We start from the raw sequence: 5,065 nt of genomic DNA, 5'->3' as shown, positions 1-5,065 counted from the left end.
GGGTGGAGCGGGTGGAGCGAGGGTGCACAGAGAGGTCTCACGGGTCGGCGGCTCGGCGGGGGACCGGGCTCGGGAGCAGGGGAAGCGGCTATGTCACCAGGCGGGGGTGGGAGACCCGTCAGACGGGCCTCCGAAAGCGCTCCGAATAACAGTACGGTAACGAGCGGCGCGTGTCACGCCCGATCGTGTCCGTCTGTGATCGCTAGACCGCCTAGGAAGTGGTCCCCGGCGCGTAATCGGGCGCATCCGGAAGGCCGAAGACGCGCTCGAGCGTCTCGATGCCGGAGTCGTGCAGGTACCCGGAGAGCTGGGTCCCGACGTACCGCAGGTGGTACGGCTCCGACTCGTACCCCGTGATCGGAGTGGTGTCGGACTTGTAGCGCACGAGGAAGCCGAAGCGGTGGGCGTTGGCGCCGACCCACTGCCCCTCCGGAGTGTCGCCCCAGCAGATCTCGAGCGCGCACGCGCCCGACGCTCCCACCACGTCGACCGCCCAGCCGGTCTGGTGCTCGCTGTGCCCCGGGCGCGCACTCGTCGCATCCGCTCCCGCCTGTCCGCGCGAGGACACCCAGCCCGCGTAGACGCTGACCTGGGTGTCGTAGGAGCGGTAGGCGCTCTGCACGGCCAGTGAGAGGCCGGCCTCGGAGCGGGCGGCGGCGAAGAGCGGGACGAGGGCGTCCGCGGTCGCCTGGCGCATCGGCTGCCGGTTGACGTAGGGCACGTCGGGGAAGGTCAGGTCGGCGGGGACGTAGTCGACCGGCGCGAGCGTCCGCAGCTTGTTGACGACGACCCAGGTGCTCGCCGGGTCGTCGACGGACTGCGCGGTGAGGTCGATCCCGGGGGCGGTGGGAGTGGGTGTGGGAGTCGGAGTGGCGGTCGGCTCCGCTGTGGGCGCCGAAGTGGTCGCGGCGGCGGAGGGCGACGGAGCGGGCGGCGCCGTCGAGGGGGTCGGCGAGGGCGCCGGCGCTCCGTTCCCGATGGCGGCTCCGACCCCCAGCGCGGTCAGGCCCGCCGCGGCGGCCACACCCCCGATGACCAGGGCTCGGCGGCGGACGGGGCGCCCATCGGTCGGCTCGTTCTCGTTCGACGTCATCCTCCGAGCCTAGACAGACCCGTTCCTGCGCATCTGCTGAAGCACCGGCGATCGGTTCTGTCCACCCGTGCCCCTCCACGCGGGTCGCGCATATCCTCTAAGGATTCACATAAGCAGACCCCCTAGCTTGAGTGACAGCCACGACTCCGCGTGCGACCGCCCCCCCGGCCGCACGGCCCCCCACGGAGCCGTCGATGGAAGGACCCCATGCTCCGACCCCTCACCGCACCCTCCGTCCCTCTCGCCGCCCTCGCTCGGACGCTCGAGATCGGCGACGAGGGCGGCCTGACGGCCGAGATCAGCGGAGTGACGCTGATCGCCTCCGACGTCGAGCCCGGCGACCTCTTCGTCGCCCTGCCCGGGGTCAACCGCCACGGGGCCGAGTTCGTCGAGCAGGCCGTGGCCCGCGGCGCCTCCGCCGTGCTGACCGACACCGCGGGCGCCGATGCCGCGCGCGCGACCGGTCTGCCCGTCCTCGTGGTCGACGACCCCCGCTCCCGCCTGGGCGCCGTCGCCGCCGCCGTCTACGGGACGGCCGAGCGCTCCCCCGTGCTGCTCGGCGTGACCGGCACCAACGGCAAGACGTCGACCGTCCACATGCTCGAGGGGATCCTCCGCCAGCTCGGCGTCGTGCCCGGCCTCAGCTCGACCGCTGAGCGTCACATCGGCGACACCTCGGTGACCAGCGGCCTGACCACCCCGGAGGCGACGGAGCTGCACGCGCTCGTCGCCCGCATGGAGGAGGAGGGCGTCGGCGCGGCCGCGATCGAGGTCAGCGCCCAGGCGCTCACCCGCCACCGCGTCGACGGCGTGGTCTTCGACGTCGCCGGCTTCACGAACCTCAGCCACGACCACCTCGACGACTACGGCGACATGGACACCTACTTCGGCGAGAAGGCCCAGCTGTTCCAGCCCGATCGCGCGCGCCGGGCCGTCGTCTCGCTCGACTCCCCCGCGGGCGCGCGCCTCGTCGAGGTCGCCGGCGTGCCGGTCACCACGATCACCTCCCTCCCGGGCGTCGACGCCGACTGGACCGTGACGGTGCTCGAGCAGGAGTTCGGCCGCACCCGCTTCCGGATCGGCAACCGCGAGGGCCGTGCCATCACGACCTCCGTCCCGATCATCGGCACCCACATGGCCGCCAACGCCGGACTGGCGATCGTGATGCTGATCGAGTCCGGTCGGCCGATCGGCGAGATCCGCGCCGCGCTGCACCGCGACGGCGGAGTGGACGCCTCCCTCCCCGGCCGCACCGAGCGCGTCTCCGGCGACCGCGGCCCCACGGTGTACGTCGACTTCGGACACAGCGCCGACGCCTTCGCGCGCACACTGGAGGCCGTCCGCGAGGTCACGCCCGGCCGCGTGATCATGGTGTTCGGCGCCGACGGCGACCGGGACGCGCTCAAGCGCCCGGCGATGGCCGAAGCCGCCGTCCTGGGCAGCGACGTGCTGGTCGTCACCGACCACCACCCGCGCTTCGAGGACCCGGCCTCGATCCGGCGCACCCTCGTCGGGGCCGCCCGCGCCGCACGTCCGGACGCCGAGATCCACGAGGTCGACGACCCCAAGCGCGCCATCCGCGTCGCCGTCTCCCTGGCGCACGAGGGCGACGCCATCCTCTGGGCCGGTCCTGGGCACCAGAACTACCGCGACATCCTCGGCGTGCGCACGCCGTACTCGGCCCGAGCCGAGGCCCGCGCAGCGCTCCGTGAGGCCGGCTGGGCGGATGAGGCGGTCCCCGCTCCGGCCTGAGGCACGGCCCCGGCACGGCGGCCCTGAGATCCCGTTCAGGCTCGCCGGACGCTCTGTCGCGCTCTCCGCACGCGGTGTAACTTTGCGCAGCACGCAACGTTTGCGGCGGATCGCCGTGCCTGGACGCGTCCGCCAGACAAGGGGACCACCGTGGCCGACTCCGCCTCCGCTCCATCCGCTCCGACCTCGACGCCGTCCGGCGCCGTGATGTCGCACCGGCAGATCCTGTTCGTCATCTTCGGGCTGATGGCGGGGATGTTCCTCTCCTCGCTCGACCAGACCATCGTCGGCACCTCGATGCGCACCATCGCGGACGACCTCGACGGCCTCTCGCAGCAGGCGTGGGTGACCACCGCCTACCTGATCGTCTCGACGATCGCGACGCCGATCTACGGCAAGCTCTCCGACATCTTCGGACGCCGCCCGCTCTACCTGATCGCGATCGTGCTGTTCCTGATCGGCTCGACGCTCGCCGGCTTCTCGACCTCGATGCTCGGCCTCGCGGGCTTCCGCGCCGTGCAGGGCCTCGGCGCCGGCGGGCTCATGTCGCTCGCGCTCACGGTGATGGGCGACATCCTGCCCCCGCGCGAGCGCGCCAAGTACCAGGGCTACTTCCTGGCCGTCTTCGGGATCTCCAGCGTCGTCGGACCGCTCATCGGCGGCCTGCTCGCCGGCACCCCCGAGATCCTCTTCATCACCGGCTGGCGCTGGGTCTTCCTGATCAACCTCCCGATCGGCGCCGTCGCGCTCTTCATCGTCGTGCGGTTCCTCCACCTGCCCAAGCCCGCCGGCAAGCGCTCGGTGCGGATCGACTGGTGGGGCGCCTCCCTCGTCGTCATCGCCGCGGGACCGCTGCTGCTGATCGCCGAGCAGGGCCGCGAGTGGGGCTGGGGCTCGCCGATCGCGTGGGTCTGCTACATCGTCGGCGCGCTGGGCGTCATCGGCTTCATCGCGGCCGAGCGGATGATGGGCGACGACGCGCTCATCCCCCTCAAGCTCTTCCGCTCGCCGACCTTCTCGATGGCGACCGTGCTGGGCGTCCTCGTCGGCTTCGGCATGTTCGGCGGCATGATGGCGATCCCGCTGTACCTGCAGCTGGTGAACGGCGCCACGCCGACCGAGTCCGGCTTCCTGATGCTGCCGATGATCCTCGGCCTGATGATCGCCTCGATCGTCTCGGGTCAGATCATCTCGCGCACGGGCCGCTACCGCGCCTTCCCGATCGTCGGCACCTTCCTGATGTCGGCCGCGTTCTTCTACTTCACCTTCGTGACGATCGACAAGCCGGTGATCTTCATGATGGGCGGGATGCTGATGCTGGGCCTCGGGCTCGGGCAGATGATGCAGACCCTCACCCTGGCCTCGCAGAACTCGGTCGACGTGGCGAACATGGGAGTCGCGACCAGCGCCTCCACGTTCTTCCGCCAGATCGGCGGCACCCTGGGCACCGCCGTGATCTTCTCGGTGCTCTTCAGCCGCATCCCCGACACCATCGCCGCGGCCTTCAAGAACCCGGCGCTCGCGGCGGATCTGCAGCGGGCCGTCACCGATCCGGCCGTCGCCGCGGACCCGGCCAACGCCGGGATCCTGAAGCTGCTGCAGTCGCAGGACACCGCGGCGATCGGCTCCGCGCTCGACGGGGACACCTCGTTCCTCAACACCGCGGACCGCGCCCTGTCGGCCCCGTTCCTGACCGGGTTCAACGACGCGACCGTGACCGTGTTCCAGGTCGCGCTGGGCGTGGTCCTGCTGGCCTTCGTCCTCTCGTGGTTCCTCAAGACCCCGCCGCTGCGAGCGAAGTCGGCCATGCAGGAGGCGCACGACCTCGCGGCCGAGGACAGCGCGGAGGAGCTGCGCCGCACGGACCCGCAGCTGGCCGCGCGCGCCGGGGCCGACCTGGCCGCGGGCAGCATCGAGCCGGACGTCCGGACGGACTCGATCCGCACCGCTCCTCCCCGCGACGGGCACGGCGCCCACCGGGCCTGATCGGGAAGCGCCGACCGGCCCGCGTCCTGCGCTCCGCTCCTCTCCTCCGAGGCGCCGCCTCCGCCGCCCGGACACCGCCCTCACCGCGGTGTCCGGCCGGGGAGGCGGCGCCTCGCGGTCGTCCGGGGCGCGATGTCCCGCGTTCCGGGGCGAGAGAGCGCTCCACCGGGGCTCTAGGATGGTCGGACCGCTGCCGAAGGAGTCCGCAATGAGCGCCGCCCCCACCCCCTCCCC

At 72.1% G+C, this 5,065-nt stretch carries 3 protein-coding genes; 2 read left to right on the top strand and 1 reads right to left on the bottom strand.

Features of this window, described 5'->3' with window-relative positions:
- Nucleotides 1–211: 211 nt before the first annotated feature.
- The gene (locus C5C49_RS16560) at nt 212–1,093 is read right to left on the bottom strand and encodes a D-alanyl-D-alanine carboxypeptidase family protein (protein WP_104346616.1); all 882 of its coding nucleotides are present in this window, start codon (nt 1,091–1,093) and stop codon (nt 212–214) included.
- A 207-nt stretch (nt 1,094–1,300) separates the two neighbouring features.
- Here C5C49_RS16560 and C5C49_RS16555 point away from each other — a divergent pair, with 207 nt between their 5' ends.
- Both C5C49_RS16555 and C5C49_RS16550 read left to right on the top strand, forming a co-directional pair.
- Nucleotides 1,301–2,845: a Mur ligase family protein gene (locus C5C49_RS16555; RefSeq protein WP_104346615.1), complete on the top strand. Its 1,545-nt coding sequence runs from the start codon at nt 1,301–1,303 to the stop codon at nt 2,843–2,845.
- A 207-nt stretch (nt 2,846–3,052) separates the two neighbouring features.
- Nucleotides 3,053–4,831, top strand: coding sequence for an MDR family MFS transporter (locus C5C49_RS16550; protein ID WP_104246965.1), 1,779 nt, complete (start codon nt 3,053–3,055; stop codon nt 4,829–4,831).
- The last annotated feature ends 234 nt before the right edge of the window (nt 4,832–5,065 follow it).

Origin of the sequence: Rathayibacter sp. AY1E2 (assembly GCF_002932325.1) — a bacterium.
Taxonomy (GTDB): domain Bacteria; phylum Actinomycetota; class Actinomycetes; order Actinomycetales; family Microbacteriaceae; genus Rathayibacter.
The sequence above is the reverse complement of the archived record's forward strand: the minus strand, read 5'-3'. Positions and strand labels throughout refer to the sequence as shown.